Origin of the sequence: Nitratireductor indicus C115 (genome assembly GCF_000300515.1) — a bacterium.
In the GTDB taxonomy this organism is placed as follows: domain Bacteria; phylum Pseudomonadota; class Alphaproteobacteria; order Rhizobiales; family Rhizobiaceae; genus Nitratireductor; species Nitratireductor indicus.
Window position 1 is genome coordinate 13,326 of sequence record NZ_AMSI01000015.1, and the last position, 12,963, is coordinate 26,288.

At 60.2% G+C, this 12,963-nt stretch carries 13 protein-coding genes and 1 tRNA gene; 9 read left to right on the forward strand and 5 right to left on the reverse strand.

Annotated elements, in window-relative coordinates; genetic code table 11:
• Positions 1 to 437: 437 nt before the first annotated feature.
• Positions 438 to 812, reverse strand: a complete 375-nt coding sequence (locus tag NA8A_RS18955; RefSeq protein WP_009451991.1) for a hypothetical protein — start codon at positions 810 to 812, stop codon at positions 438 to 440.
• A 317-nt stretch (positions 813 to 1,129) separates the two neighbouring features.
• On the opposite strand from NA8A_RS18955, the gene NA8A_RS18960 reads away from it, so the two are divergent.
• The 4 genes from NA8A_RS18960 to NA8A_RS18980 all read left to right on the forward strand — a co-directional run bounded on the left by NA8A_RS18960 (position 1,130) and on the right by NA8A_RS18980 (position 3,588).
• A tRNA-Thr gene (locus NA8A_RS18960) sits at positions 1,130 to 1,205 on the forward strand.
• 323 nt (positions 1,206 to 1,528) lie between these two features.
• Positions 1,529 to 2,029 (forward strand): cupin domain-containing protein, encoded by a 501-nt coding sequence (locus NA8A_RS18970; protein WP_009451993.1) that lies wholly within the window; start codon positions 1,529 to 1,531, stop codon positions 2,027 to 2,029.
• The gene (locus tag NA8A_RS18975) at positions 2,016 to 2,639 is read left to right on the forward strand and encodes a 2-hydroxychromene-2-carboxylate isomerase (RefSeq protein WP_009451996.1); all 624 of its coding nucleotides are present in this window, start codon (positions 2,016 to 2,018) and stop codon (positions 2,637 to 2,639) included. The genes NA8A_RS18970 and NA8A_RS18975 overlap by 14 nt, the downstream gene beginning before the upstream one ends.
• 190 nt (positions 2,640 to 2,829) lie before the next feature.
• Entirely contained in the window at positions 2,830 to 3,588 is a 759-nt protein-coding gene (locus tag NA8A_RS18980) for an IclR family transcriptional regulator (protein ID WP_276276120.1), read from the forward strand.
• A gap of 91 nt (positions 3,589 to 3,679) precedes the next feature.
• Here NA8A_RS18980 and NA8A_RS18985 read toward each other — a convergent pair whose 3' ends face one another.
• The 4 genes from NA8A_RS18985 to NA8A_RS19000 all read right to left on the reverse strand — a co-directional run bounded on the left by NA8A_RS18985 (position 3,680) and on the right by NA8A_RS19000 (position 7,513).
• Positions 3,680 to 4,486: a helix-turn-helix domain-containing protein gene (locus NA8A_RS18985; protein ID WP_009451998.1), complete on the reverse strand. Its 807-nt coding sequence runs from the start codon at positions 4,484 to 4,486 to the stop codon at positions 3,680 to 3,682.
• A 145-nt stretch (positions 4,487 to 4,631) separates the two neighbouring features.
• Entirely contained in the window at positions 4,632 to 5,954 is a 1,323-nt protein-coding gene (locus NA8A_RS18990) for a TRAP transporter large permease (RefSeq protein ID WP_009451999.1), read from the reverse strand.
• The gene (locus tag NA8A_RS18995; protein WP_009452000.1) at positions 5,947 to 6,432 is read right to left on the reverse strand and encodes a TRAP transporter small permease; all 486 of its coding nucleotides are present in this window, start codon (positions 6,430 to 6,432) and stop codon (positions 5,947 to 5,949) included. Before NA8A_RS18995 ends, NA8A_RS18990 begins: the two co-directional genes overlap by 8 nt.
• A gap of 76 nt (positions 6,433 to 6,508) precedes the next feature.
• Entirely contained in the window at positions 6,509 to 7,513 is a 1,005-nt protein-coding gene (locus NA8A_RS19000) for a DctP family TRAP transporter solute-binding subunit (protein WP_009452001.1), read from the reverse strand.
• A 208-nt stretch (positions 7,514 to 7,721) separates the two neighbouring features.
• Between NA8A_RS19000 and NA8A_RS19005 the strand changes: the two genes are divergently transcribed.
• The 5 genes from NA8A_RS19005 to NA8A_RS19025 are packed head-to-tail and all read left to right on the forward strand — an operon-like array spanning position 7,722 to position 12,959.
• On the forward strand, positions 7,722 to 8,552 hold the full coding sequence (locus NA8A_RS19005) for an IclR family transcriptional regulator (protein WP_009452002.1): 831 nt from the start codon (positions 7,722 to 7,724) through the stop codon (positions 8,550 to 8,552).
• Complete coding sequence (locus NA8A_RS19010; protein WP_009452003.1) at positions 8,549 to 9,718, forward strand: acetyl-CoA acetyltransferase; 1,170 nt, start codon at positions 8,549 to 8,551, stop codon at positions 9,716 to 9,718. The genes NA8A_RS19005 and NA8A_RS19010 overlap by 4 nt, the downstream gene beginning before the upstream one ends.
• Complete coding sequence (locus NA8A_RS19015) at positions 9,715 to 11,346, forward strand: acyl-CoA synthetase (RefSeq protein WP_009452004.1); 1,632 nt, start codon at positions 9,715 to 9,717, stop codon at positions 11,344 to 11,346. Before NA8A_RS19010 ends, NA8A_RS19015 begins: the two co-directional genes overlap by 4 nt.
• A 21-nt stretch (positions 11,347 to 11,367) precedes the next feature.
• The gene (locus tag NA8A_RS19020; RefSeq protein ID WP_009452005.1) at positions 11,368 to 12,108 is read left to right on the forward strand and encodes an SDR family NAD(P)-dependent oxidoreductase; all 741 of its coding nucleotides are present in this window, start codon (positions 11,368 to 11,370) and stop codon (positions 12,106 to 12,108) included.
• Complete coding sequence (locus tag NA8A_RS19025; RefSeq protein WP_009452006.1) at positions 12,105 to 12,959, forward strand: PCC domain-containing protein; 855 nt, start codon at positions 12,105 to 12,107, stop codon at positions 12,957 to 12,959. The genes NA8A_RS19020 and NA8A_RS19025 overlap by 4 nt, the downstream gene beginning before the upstream one ends.
• The last annotated feature ends 4 nt before the right edge of the window (positions 12,960 to 12,963 follow it).

A 12,963-nucleotide genomic window follows, 5' to 3' on the forward strand; every position in this document is an offset into this window, starting at 1 on the left:
ATCGTGGCGGAACCGGCCGGATGGCCCATCGCGATTGCGACTTGATACGTTTGCAACTGAGCGCCTGCTTGCGAGTTTGCGGAAATCCGCACGATGCCTTTTTGCGAGAGCAAACTGCACAAATAGAGGCTCGCATGGGCCGGAAAGGAAGTTGCTACAATCGTAAGTGCAGCGGAAAATAGAACCGGAAGCTTCTTCATATCGAAAACTCCTTCGATGATATCGAGCGTTACGCCCGGATATCGGCAAGGCGTACATGACGCTCTTCAGCCTCTGCAAAGCCGGCAGGAGATTTTTCAAAATATAACAAGAGTCGACGACCGACTCTCAGAGTGCATATGTTGACTGATAAAGTATACATATAGCTGAGAAGATTTGCAAGATGTGCCGGGAAGGGGCGGGCATGATTATGCCAAGTGGGCGGGAAACCGCTTCAGTCATGGAAACCTTCCACGTTGTCCCACGGCGATCCGTTCCGGGCGCGTCGGAACCTGTTTAGGTTGTGAGGCGGTTCTGTCCGTGGTTTGAACAGGGCCCCGAACAGGTTCGTTCTGCGGCGCATGTTGCGAATAAACGTTCGTGAGGCGGCACGAGATGCTTTTCAACGTCTTGCCACCGGCGGGGGCGCCGCGGGCAACGAGCCTGCCGTAGATGATGCCATAGACGCTCCAGGGATCGTCTGCCGTTATCTGCATGGAACCGAAGTCAGGCATCAATGACGATTTGCATTTGAATTCCATTGCCGAAGCCAGGTTCTGACAGGAGAGCATTGCTGCAAAGACCGTGATGAAGAAGATGGATTGATTGTTCATGGGAGTTCCAATTTTGTGGAGCACCCTGCTTAGGCCCGCCCCCATGAAAAGATGCTGTATCAAGATTTTAATGCATAACTGATCGGGAATACGGAGCAGTATGCCGTGATCCTCTTGATCCTGGGTGACAACGTGGCAACTTGGGCCTTGCTTGCGGCAACCGGTTTCTTTCGTGAAAATTTGCCGGTCGGGGCGTAGCCCGTTCAGAAATCAGTTGCACCGCCCGCGCCCTCCGGGTATGTCAGCGGCGAATGTTTCGCAGGGGTCCCATTGAGGTGCCGTGGCGAAGCAGGCGCTTCGGGTTTCCCGAGCGATGGGCCGCTTTAGCTCAGTTGGTAGAGCATCGCATTCGTAATGCGGAGGTCGTCAGTTCGAGTCTGACAAGCGGCACCACTCCACCTCTCCCGTCCAGTTCTCCGATGATCTCAAGGATCATGCATTTTTCCGTCTTTTGGCCGACGACGGCCTTGCGAACGCGATGCCAAGCATCGGCGATAGAGCGCGATGGCTGGTCGAAATCAACGGAACGCTCTCCCGCATGAATGACGATCAGCTCAGCCGGGCCGCGAAGATGCTGAAGGCATTCGTCGGGTAAATCGGTCGTTGCAACGTGTTCGGTTGAAGGACGTTTTCGAAAGCCTGAGTTCTTTTCAGTGGAAGAGCGATTTCCGGCGTGCTGAAAACGTGCCAACGATCAACGCGAAGGGGGTGAGACGATGAACAAGGGACCCGTGGTTTCGCTGGGGGAACTCGATTTCGCCGAACAGCGCCATGGCCAGCATTTCGCCGCACGTTTTGCTGCCATCGCCGCTCCCCGTGGCGCCGAGAGGCTGGGTGCAAGGCTGGTGGAAGTGCCCGCCGGCAAGAAGGCATGGCCTTATCACTGTCACCATGCCAATGACGAGCTGTTCGTCATTCTTGCCGGGCAAGGCACATTGCGCTTCGGCGGCGCGCTGTATCCGGTCAAGGCGGGCGATGTGGTGGTATGCCCTGCAGGCGGGCCGGAAACCGCGCACCAGCTTCAGGCTGATGAAGAATATCCGCTCCGCTATATCGCTGTCAGCACCATGAATGAACCGGATGTCATGGAATATCCCGATTCCGGCAAGATCGCAGCCTTTGCCGGGGCAGCGCCAGGTGGAGACAAGAACAGGCGGAGGGTGGCCTTGACGGTGCGGGCGCAAAGCGCCGTGGATTATTGGGATGGTGAAGACTGAAGCTTCCAGTGGGAGTGTTATAGAGTTCTGGTTCGACTTCTCGTCGGGCTATGCCTATTTCGCGGCGCTGGAAATCGAGGCGCTTGCCGAAAGGGTGGGGCGGTCGCTGGTCTGGCGCCCCTTTCTTCTCGGCACTGCTTTTCAGGTTACAGGCGCGCGGGGGCTGTCCTCCACTCCGATCAAGAGCGACTATGCGCGTCGTGATTGGGCGCGGATGGCGCGGCGCAAGGGTGTTCCCTTCCTGCTGCCGGCAAATCACCCGGTCATCTGTCTGGCGGCTGTGCGGGTATTCTACTGGATCGACCAACAGGACACACAAAAGGCTTCTGTTTTCGCGCGGCGGGTGTTCGAGCTCTATTATCGGGGCTTGCTCAATACCGCCGATCTCGATGCGGTTACGGTTCTGGCTGCAGAACAGGGTTTTGAGCTGCAGGACGTGAAGCGAGGAGCAGCCGGCGAGCATATCAAGCAGCTGGCGCGAATGACGGCGGAGGCTGGTGTAGCGCGTGGCGTGTTCGGTTCTCCATTTTTCTTCGTAGACGGCGAGCCTTTCTGGGGATCAGACCGGCTGGACATGCTGGAGAACTGGATCGTGACGGGCGGCTGGTAGCGCTCGTATATCGTTATTTATCGAGCTGCAATTTGAGCGGGATCAATGGAACCATCTCGCCTTTGTGGTGTTGTTGCGATGGGATTTTGATAAAATCCCATCTGTTCAACGCTAAGAAGGCGAGTGCTTATTGGGTCAGGAAATCAAGCGCAACAGTGATGCAGAAGGTCGCTCCGCCGTATCCTCCGCTTTGTCCAGAGGATTGAATCTGCTCGTTGCCTTTATCGACGCGCCTGTCTGGCTCAGCAATTCCGATCTCGTTGAGAAAACAAGCTTTCCGGCGCCCACGGTTGCGCGGTTGACCCGCTCGCTGGCCGATATGGGACTTCTGCACTATTCCACGAAACGCCGCCGTTATCGTCTGGCCGCAGGGGTCATGCAACTCGGCGGCAGTGCGGAAGGCGGGGTTGGCCTGATCGAGAGTGTCCGCCCGCTGATCCAGCAATTTGCAGACCAGCATCTGGTGCATGTTTCACTGGCAGCACTGGATGGCGCGGGCGCGCGTATCGTTGAGGTGTTTCACAGTTCGTCGACGCTGGTGACGCTTCGGCTCGAGTCGGGTTATGTGTTGCCTCTTGCGGGCACAGCCACCGGGCACGCGCTTCTTTCCTGCCTGCCAATCGAGCGGCGGGAGCCGCTGATTGGCGAACTGGCGTTGCGCCATCCCCATGCATGGCCAGCCCTTCGCAAGGCGATGATGGCGGCGTTCGAGGAAGTCAAACGGAACGGCTATACCCGTTCCATGGGCAGTTGGTATACCGATATCAATGCGGTGGCAGCACCCCTCCATTGCCCGCATCACGACGCCATCATGTCGATTGCCTGCAGTGGACCGGCTCAGCATCTGCCGCCTGAGCGGCTGGAGGAGGTGGGCCATGCGCTTGTGCCTTTGGCGGAAGCCCTGTGCTCGCGCGCGGCGGAGGAATTGCACACCTATGCGGGGCACTGATTATGCGGGGCACTGGCAATGGCGCCTGCCGCTCTCATCCCCTTTTGTCCTTGTGCAGATGCGGGATGACCAATCCTGAGCGCAAGACGCTCTATTCGTCCAGATAGCGGATGCCTGCGGCGGCCGCCTTCTGTTCGATCAGGCTCGCGGCTGCCAACAGGCTTCTGGCGATGTTGTCGGTGCGCAGCGGCGATTGCGCCCTCGGTGGAAGTGCAACTTCCAGCGCCAGCGTGGCATCGACAAGATGAATGGGGGTTGCCAAAAGAAGGCAGCCGCTCTCCAGATGCTCGAACCTGTGACAGCCGAAACTCCGGTCGAAGGAGCGAGGTGGCCGTTCGGCCAGAAGGGCTGTGTCGCCGGTGGAGGGAATATGGTGGGCAGCCTGGCCAGGCGCGATCTGGTCGGACAGGGATGGAGCCGTCTCGTTCCCGCTTAATCGAAGCGAAGCGAGAAGCGCCTGCCCCGCGGCGGAGCGGTCCATCGTTGTCGTCGAGCCCGCACGCGCGTGGCCCGTTCCTGGCGTTTGTCCCCTGCAAACCATGAGGCAGATGGCATTGTCTCCATGCGGAGCAGCAAGCGCCACGGCTATGTCATGGGCGCCGGCGAGCGATTGCATGATGGGGTGCGCCACACCGACGATGGGCGTGTGTGCAAAAAACGCTTGTGCCAGCGCTGTCGCCGTACGGCCGCATTGATAGCGTTCAGCGAAGCGGGCAGGTTCAACAAATCCCTGCATTTCGAGGGTTTTGACCAGCCTTGCGGTCATGTTCTCGCGCAAGTCAGCGCGTTGCGCCATTTCCTTGATTGTCAGAGGCCCTTCGTTGCAGAGAATTTGCACCAGCGCCAGGCCGTTCTGTAATGCGACGGTGTTGCCGCCGGCTTCAGTCTTCGTCAGCAATTTCGGGGCCGCCCCTCTCCCTCAAATCCGTGCCTGAGCCCTTACACGGAAACCCGATGGACAATTTTTATGCTGGGTTGGGCGATTGCGCAACAGGCGCAGATCGATATAGCCGGGGTGCTCACAATGCGCCCCGGCCATGATTTTACCCCAGAAAATCGACCAGGAAGGACGACATTTCCGGGATGGCTGCGACAATGGCCAACCCGATGACCGCAGTTATCAGGAAGGGAATGGCGCCCTGAGCGACGCGCTCAAGGGGCAGGCGGGTCACATTGGCGGCCACATAAAGGTTGATGCCGACAGGTGGTGTGAACAGGCCGATGGCGAGGTTGATCATCACCAGAATGCCAAACCAGACGGGATCCCAGCCAAGCTCGCGCGAGACCGGCAGGAAGATCGGCAGGCAGATGAACATGATGGTGATCGCGTCCATGAACATGCCGGCAATCAGGAGGATCACCATGATAACAAGCAGGATCACCCACTGGTTGTCGCTGATCCCCAGCAAGACCGACGAGTAATGGCCGATCAGATCGTCGACGGTGACGACCCAGCCGAAAAGGCTGGCATAGGCAACCACCAGCATGACCACGGCAGAGGAGGCGGCGGCGTCGGTGAGCGAATCGTAGAGCCCCCTCAGCGTCAATGTTCGGTAGATGAGGCCGCCGACGAAAAGGGCGTAGACGGTGGCGACCAGAGCAGCTTCCGTGGGTGTGAAGGCGCCTGAATAAATGCCGCCCAAAATCACGACGGGGGTCATCAGGCCCCAGAAGGAATCGAGGAACGAGCGCCACAGGCGCCGGCCATAGGGCAGGTCTGCATAGGGTGTAGGCATCAGCCGGTTGAGATTGGGCGAACCTTCCGCGACCTTCGTCTTCTTTGCGAAGGGTAGGGTGAGGAGCATCAGAATGCCCATGAACAGGCCCGGTATGATGGCCGCGATAAAGAGATGCGAGATCGAGGTTTCAGCGATGACGCCGTAGATGACCAGGCCGATCGATGGCGGGATAACGATGGAGAGAGCGGCGCCCGTGCACACAAGGCCAGCGGCGAAAGAGCGGTTGTAGCCGTCTTCTTCCATGCCCTTGACGATGAGCGGGCCGATGGCCGCGACCGAAGCCGGGCCGGAACCGCTGACGGCGCCCCAGAACAGGCAGACGACGGTGCCCACCACGCCCATGCCGCCTGGCAATGTGCCGATGAGGACGCGGAAGAAGCGGATCATGCGCTCGGCGATCCCGAGCGATCCCATCAGCGCGCCTGCCAGGATGAAGAAGGGGATGGCCAGCAGCGAGAACTTCGCAATGCCGGTGGCGACGAGGTCGCCCACGAGGTCGAGGCCGAAACCGAGCGTCCACATGGCATAAAGTGCCGACAGGCCAAGCGCGAAGGCGACCGGAAGGCGCAACACCAGAAGAATGAAAAAGAGGATGAGCATCTGCGTGCCCGCGCCGAGATCAAACATGGCGGGGCTCCTCATCGGAAAGCGTCTTCCAGGTATCGAGTATGTGCTGGACGTAGCGGATCAGGATCAGGGCAAAACCGAAGGGCATGCCGACGCTGTAGTACCAGGCAGGAATCTGCAGAGCATAGGATCGGATGCCGCTCGACATTTGATTGGACACCAGAACCCAGCTGAACCATGCGGAAAGGGCCAGGAGCAAGACCGACAGGATGCCCGCCAGGACAAGAACCAGCTTGCGCAGAGGCTTCGGCAACAGCTCGAAGAACAGGGTGACCGCCAGATGGTCACCATTGCGCGCTGCAATCGCGGCGCCGAGAATGGTGAGCAGCAGGAAGCCGTTGGTGAGAAGTTCCTCGGACGAGGCGAGGGAGTAGCTGGTGGTGTAGCGGACCACGACATTGACGAAGCCGAGCGCCGTCATGGCCAGGAAAATGACCGCGCAGGCGATCTTCTCTGCGTCGCGCAGGATGAAGGACATCGCTTTTCTCCAGAAGCCCGATGGAGAAGGACCGGCCTTTTGGGCCGGTCCCGGTTCGGTTTGGATTACGCTGCGGTCAGTTCGCGCCCGCTACGGTATCCTGGAAGCTCTTTACCAGCTCGTCGCCGACCTTGGCAGCCCAGGTGTCGAAGGCGGGCTTGGTGGCATCACGGAAGGCTTTCAGCTCTTCTGCGGTGGGCTCGTAGACTTCCATGCCCTTTTCGCGCAGGAAGGCGATGCCTTCCTCAGTGCTCTTGCGGGTGATTTCCTTCTGGTAAATCATGGCTTCGGTTGCAGCCTTCTGGACCTTTTCCTTCGTCGCATCGTCGAAGGAGTCCCAGCGCTTCTTGCTGACGCCGATGAAGATCGGATCGTAGGAATAGTGCCAGGTAGTCAGGTATTTCTGCACTTCATAGACGCGCTGGGGAATGATGACGGCGCCGATGGGGTTTTCCTGGCCGTCGACCACGCCCTGCTGTAGCGCGGTGAAGGTCTCGGTCCACTGCATCTGCTGCGGATTGGCGCCAAGCGCATTCATGACGTCGATATACATTGGACCTGCAACGCGCATCTTGAGGCCCTTCATGTCTTCGGGAGACTTGATGGTGCGCACATTGTTCGTGACTTCACGGAAGCCGTTCTCGCCCCAGGCCAGAACCACGATATCGCGGCTGGCCATGATCTCGGTCATTTTCTTGCCGGGCTCGCCACCGGTCGTGGCATCGACCTGCTCATAATTGGAATAGAGATAAGGCAGCGAGAAGACGGCCATCTCCGGAACCAGCGGGGTGACGTTGATCGCCGAGGTGATGACAAAGTCCAACGCGCCGCGACTGACCATCTCGGCCTGCTTCATCTGGTCGCCGCCGGAAAGCGTGGCGTTCGGGAAGACGCGAATCGTGAGGTCGCCATTGGTGGCAGCGCTCAGAAGCTCGTTGAACTTTTCAGCGCCCTTGTGCCAGGTGGTGGCATCGCCGGTATTGTGCGAAAGGCGCAGCGTCTCTGCGTTGGCCGAGCCGAACATGGCGAAGCATGCGACAGCCGATGACAGGGCAATCGCGCCCAGCTTTGAAAATTTCATGATTTCTCCTCCGTCGATATTGCCGTTGCCGGCGTGTGGACCGCATGACCTCCATCACGCTCTAGGTCCACATAATGGATCAATTTCCACGTCTGTGGAAGGGGCAATTTACATTCTGATCCAGTTACTGCAAGATAATTCGTGAGACTTGATATTGTAGGCGCAGATCGAATAGAATTATGTTCCATATTATGGACCCGTGGAGAGCATGCAGGTGACAGCGTTGAACGGTGCGCAAAGCGTCGATCGCGCCCTGGCGCTTCTATCGACGGTCGGCAGGCATGCCGACCGTGGCGCCTCCCTGTCGTCGCTTGTTGAGGAAAGCGGCCTCAACAAACCGACCGTGCGCCGGCTGCTTCTGGCGTTGATCCGGGGCGGCCTGGTGGAACAGGATGAGGAAAGCCGCCTCTATTATCTTGGCGAAGAGGCCTATGTTCTGGGCACACTGGCTTCGCAGCGCTTCAATCTTCTGGAGATTTGCAGGGCAGGTCTTAGCCGCCTTTCCGAGCGCACGCAGGACACAAGCTTCCTGTCGGTGCGCCGGGACATGCTGTCGCTTTGCCTCTATCGCGAGGAAGGTACCTACCCGATCCGCACCCATGCGCTGCAAATGGGCTTCGAGCATCCGCTCGGCATCGGTGCAGGATCGCTCGCCATGCTGGCTGCCCTCCCCGATGCCGAGATCGAGGAAGCGCTGGCCGTCAACGAGACCGTGCTTCTGGAGCGTTATCCCAGCCTTCCGCCGGAACGGGTTCGCGCTGACGTCGCTCTGACACGGCAGCGAGGGTATTCGTTGAACCCCGGTCTGATCGTAGCCAATTCCTGGGGGGTTGGCGTTGCGTTTCATTTTCCCGATGGCCGACTCGCCGGTGCGCTGAGCATCGCAGCCATCGATACCCGTATGCAGGAGACCCGGCAGGTAGAATTAGCCGGCTATCTCAAGCAGGAAGTCGCACGCATTGAGGAGAAACTCGCGGCAATGTTTTCCGCCCGCAAGAGCGTTTTGGAGAAGCCGCAGATGAGGAGGCAGAGCAGATGACGAAAGCACAGATCGTAGGTTGGGCGCATTCGCCCTTCGGGAAATCCGAACTGGAAGACACCGAGCAGCTCATGGCTTCCGTCGCCACCCCGGCGATGGAGCATGCGGGCATCGACATGAACGACCTCGACGGCATTTTCGTCGGCGTCATGAACAATGGTTTCTCGAAGCAGGATTTTCAGGGCGCGCTCGTCGCCATGGGCAATGAGAAGCTGGCCCATGTGCCGGCGACCCGGCTCGAAAATGCCTGCGCGACCGGCTCGGCCGCGCTCTACAGCGCTATGGACTTCATCGAATCGGGCCGTGGCCGCATCGCCCTTGTGGTGGGTGCGGAAAAGATGACCGCGATGCCGACTTCCGAAGTGGGTGACATTCTTCTTGGAGCGAGCTACCGCAAGGAAGAAGCGAATGTGGAAGGCGGTTTTGCCGGCCTTTTCGGGCGTATCGCGCAGGCCTATTTCCAGCGTTATGGCGACCATTCCGAAGAACTCGCCATGATCGCTGCCAAGAACCATGCCAATGGCGCGCTCAATCCCTATGCCCATATGCGCAAGGATTTCGGCTTCGATTTCTGCAACACGGTTTCGGAGAAGAACCCTTATGTCGCCGGCCCGCTGCGGCGTACGGACTGTTCGCTGATTTCCGACGGGGCGGCGGCGATCGTGCTTGCCGACGAGGAAACGGCGGCTTCATTGCAGCGCGCCATCGGCTTCCGTGGGCGTCGCCATGTCAACGATATTCTGGCTCTCAGCCGCCGCGACGTGCTTGCCTTCGAAGGCGCGCGCCGTGCCTGGGCAGGGGCGCTTTCCGATGCGGAGCTTGGCATTAACGATCTCTCCTTTGTTGAGACGCATGACTGCTTCACCATCGCCGAGATGATCGAATACGAGGCGATGGGCCTGGCCAAGCCGGGCGAAGGGCATCGCGTCATCCGCGAAGGCATCACCGCGAAGGGGGGCAAGCTGCCGGTCAACCCGTCGGGCGGCCTGAAGTCGAAGGGGCATCCCATTGGCGCGACGGGCGTTTCCATGCATGTCATGGCAGCGATGCAGCTTGCCGGCGAGGCGGGTGATATCCAGGTGCCGAATGCAGAGCTTGCCGGCGTCTTCAACATGGGTGGCGCTGCCGTTGCCAACTACGTCTCCATCATGGAGCGCGTGAAATGACGAATGCCGCTCCCAAAGGGGGTGTCGCGCCCTGTTCGACGCGCGTGATGAATCTGGCCAATTTCCTGTCCCAGGCGGCACGCCGCCATGCGGATGAGCCCGGTTTCGTCTGGGGCGATCAGGTCTGGAGCTGGTCGGAAATGGAGGCGCGCGTCGAGGCCATGGCCCATGCGCTTGTCGCCGATTTCGGGGTCACCAAGGGCGACAGGGTGCTGGTGCAGTCTTCGAACTGCAACCAGATGTTTGAGTCCATGTTCGCCTGTTTCCGGGTGGGGGCCGTCTGGGTTCCCACCAATTACCGCCAGTCGCCGGATGAGGTCGCATATCTCGGCCAGGCGAGTGGAGCGCGTGTGATGATCTGCGGCGCGGCGTTTCCCGAACACGCTCGCGTGTGCAAGGAAACCTCGCCGGAGCTGGAACATCTGATCTCCATCGGTTCGGCCGACTTTGCTGAGGATTACGACGCGGTGGTCGCGCGTCATATCGGCCGGAAGTTGCCGAGCGTTGCGGTGGATCGGGACGATCCCTGCTGGTTCTTCTTCACTTCGGGCACGACGGGCCGCCCCAAGGCCGCGGTGCTGACCCATGGCCAGCTTGCCTTTGTCATAACCAACCATCTCTGCGACCTGATGCCGGGAACGGGGCCGGACGATGCCTCCGTCGTCGTGGCGCCCCTCTCACACGGGGCGGGCGTTCATCAGCTCACCCAGGTGGCGCACGCAGTCAAGACCATCCTGCCGCCATCCGACAAGCTGGATGTGTCGCTCGTCTGGTCGCTGGTGGAGAAGTGGAAGGTAACGAATATCTTCACTGTCCCGACCATTCTGAAAATGCTGGTCGAGGACCCATCCGTCGACCGGTTCGATCATTCGACGCTGCGCTATGTGATCTATGCCGGTGCGCCCATGTACCGGGCGGATCAGAAGCGGGCGCTGGCCACACTGGGTGCGGTTCTCGTACAATATTTCGGCCTCGGCGAGGTGACGGGCAACATCACCGTTCTGCCGCCGGCTGCGCATTCGGCCGAGGATGGCGAGCATGCGCGCATCGGTACCTGCGGTTTCGAACGCACGGGCATGCAGGTGCAGATTCAGGACGAGGTGGGTAACGAAGTCGCGCTGGGCGAGCCGGGCGAGATCTGTGTCATCGGCCCCGCCGTCTTTGCCGGTTACTACAACAATCCCGAAGCCAATGCGAAGTCCTTCCGCGACGGCTGGTTCCGCACCGGCGATCTTGGGCGGATGGACGAGCAGGGCTTTGTCTACATCACCGGTCGTTCGTCGGATATGTATATCTCGGGTGGCTCCAACATCTATCCTCGCGAGATCGAGGAAAAGATATTGATGCACCCCGATATCAGCGAGACGGCGGTCCTTGGCGTGCCCGATCCGGTCTGGGGTGAGGTCGGCGTTGCCGTGTGCATCGCGCGGCCGGGGGTGGATGTGGCAGGCATCGACCTGCGTTCCTGGCTCGACGGCAAGATGGCCCGCTACAAACTGCCCAAGCTGTTTCTCTTCTGGGATTCCATGCCGAAGTCGGCCTACGGCAAGATCACCAAGAAGATGATCCGCGAGGAGCTGGAAAAACGCGGCGAGATGCCGGTCTTCGACACGGCCAAGGCGGGCTGAGGCACGATGGGAGGAGAGGATATGAAGAGCGTCGCCATAACGGGCGGCGCGTCCGGGATCGGCCTTGCGTCCGCAAAGCTGCTTCTGGCGCGCGGTTTTGCTCCCTGGCTTCTTGACCTGAAGCCGCAGATGCTGGCGGATGCCTGCATCGAACTTGGACTTCCCACGGAGCGCGGCATTGTGTGCAATGTGGCTGACGAGGCGTCGGTTGCCGAAGCTATCGGCAAGGTGGCTCAGGCGGGGCAGTTCGTGGGCGTCGTCAATTCTGCCGGTATCGCTGTGGACCGGCCGGCGGTGGAAACGAGCGTCGAGGATTTCCGACGCATTCTGGACGTCAACCTGACCGGTTCGTTCATCGTGTCGCGGGCGGCTGCCCGCATCTGGCTCGAGCGCGGCGTGGCGGGTTCCATCGTCAATATAAGCTCGATCTCGGGCATGCGCGGCAACAAGGGGCGCAGCGCCTATGGCGCCTCCAAAGGTGGCGTCAACACGATGACCATGGTGATGGCGAACGAACTTGGCCCGAACGGTATTCGTGTTAATGCCATCGCACCCGGTCCGATCGATACGCCGCTTGCGCGTGCGGTGCACACGGAAGATGTGCGCGCCCAATGGCAAAAGCGTGTGCCGTTGCGCCGCTACGGCACGACGGAGGAAATCGCGGGCGCCGTCGCTTTCCTGATGTCGGAGGATGGCGGTTATGTGAACGGCCAGGTGATCGCCGTCGATGGCGGCTTCATTACGGCGGGGCTTTCGGCATGAGTGGCCGCAGCATCAAGCATCCAGGTCCGATAGCGCATGAGCGCCATGCCGCCGTGGCCTGCCAGGCGCAATCGCTGACGATCACGCTCGAGCCGGGCAAGACCTTCAATGCGAGTGTGGCCGATGCGCTCTCCGCGCATGGTTTTCAGGCGGGCTATGTCCTGCTTGAGGACGTGCCGATGAAGCGCATGGACTACGTCATCCCCGCGGGTAGCCCCGGCGAGAGCCACGCCGCCTGGTACAGCGAGACCTATGTATGCCCTTCTGGCGGCACGATCCGGCGTGCGGGCCTTCATCTTGGACGCCGTGACGGCGAGGCGTTTTTGCACTGTCATGGGCTTTGGGAAGTTCCGGGGGAAGGGTTGCGCATGGGGCATCTTCTGCCCTTCGATGCGGAGGTGGGCAAGGCCACACAGGTGCGCGCCTATGGCATTTCCGGTGCTCTTCTCGATGTGGCTGATGATGCGGAGACGAATTTCCGGCTTTTTTCTCCCCGCGCCGCGCCCATTGCGAACCCGGCACGCCCGCGTCGTGCAGTGCTTGCCACCGTGCAGCCCAATGGTGACATCTGCGAAGCGATCGAGGCGATCTGCGCCGAACATGGTTTCGATGAGGCTGAGGTTCTGGGAATAGGCAGTCTTGTCGGGGCCGATTTTGCGGGAGGAGGACATGTTTCCTCCTATGCTACCGAGGTCCTGATCCGTGACGGGCGGGTGAGCCGCACGGCGGAAGGGCTGCGCGCACGGCTCGATGTCGCAATGGTCGGGATGGACGGCGCGATTGCCGAAGGCGTCCTTGTACACGGGGCGAACCCCATATGCGTCACGTTCGAGCTTCTGATCCTCGGATGAGCGA